The sequence below is a fragment of the Halalkalibacter sp. HAAS-P014 genome, assembly GCF_056619965.1.
Genome location: NZ_JBWQTV010000048.1, coordinates 1 through 972 on the forward strand (window position 1 = coordinate 1; position 972 = coordinate 972).

Sequence of the window (972 nt, forward strand, 5' to 3'; positions counted from 1 at the left end):
CTTTAAATACCAACGATCTTCGTCAGTCAACTTCTTACTATTCTTGTGAAAAACATATCTCATCCGTTTGCACTTTTTGCGATCATAATCTGTAAAAGTGGCCTGGATCCGACGCCGTACACGATCTAACGCCCAATAGATATAACGACAAAAGTGGAAGCGATCCGCTACAATTACAGGATTTCCCAAAGCTTGTTTGACAGCCGATTTAAAGACAGGGCTCATGTCCATAATAACTACTTCTACGTTTGCGCCCCGTTGACGTAAGTATTCCTTAATTGTCTTTAAAGACCGGTTAGGAAGGATATCAATAGGCTGCTTGGTTACACCATTGGCAATAATAAGTTGAAACTTGCCCTCGTCCGTGTCACCTTTGTACTCGTCCATCGCAATGACTGGAGGTAGTTCTTCCACTTCTTTTATCTGTTCCGCTGCCAAGCGATCAAAACGGCGCATGACTGTAGCCGATGAAGTTGAATAGACTTCCCCTGTTTCCTTAAATGTTTTTCCTTTGATTACCCTGACACTTAATGCCTGGTTCCACTCTTTCGACTGACGTTGATACCGCTCTATGAAAGTGTTTTTTTCGGAAAAGCGTTTGCCACAGACACAACGATATCGTCTTTTCTTATAAAATAAGAACGTTTGACGCTCAAACATCTTTAAATGTTGAATCTTTTGGAGTCGGTAATCATGAATGGTAGTTGTCCGTTGGTGACACTGAGGACAACGGTGAACTTTTCTCTCACACTCTACATGAAGGAGATAATTCCCTTCCACTTCCTCCACTTTCGTTAGGTTCAAATCTTCTAATCCGGGTAGATTTATGATAAAATGTTTACGCACGCAACTCGACTCCTCTACTTGTTTCTCGACAACTCAAGTATAAAGGAAGGGAGAGTTTGCGTGTTTTTTTATGCTCAAAATCTATCCCTCGAATTGTTTTATAACCCCAACATATATAATAGAGCC

The 972-nt window shown here is 41.0% G+C and carries 1 protein-coding gene; it reads right to left on the minus strand.

Features of this window, described 5'->3' with window-relative positions; translation table 11 throughout:
- Window positions 1-846 (minus strand): ISL3 family transposase (locus tag AC1FXZ_RS21970; RefSeq protein WP_480057565.1); only part of this gene is annotated, 846 nt, incomplete at its 3' end.
- Window positions 847-972: the final 126 nt, after the last annotated feature.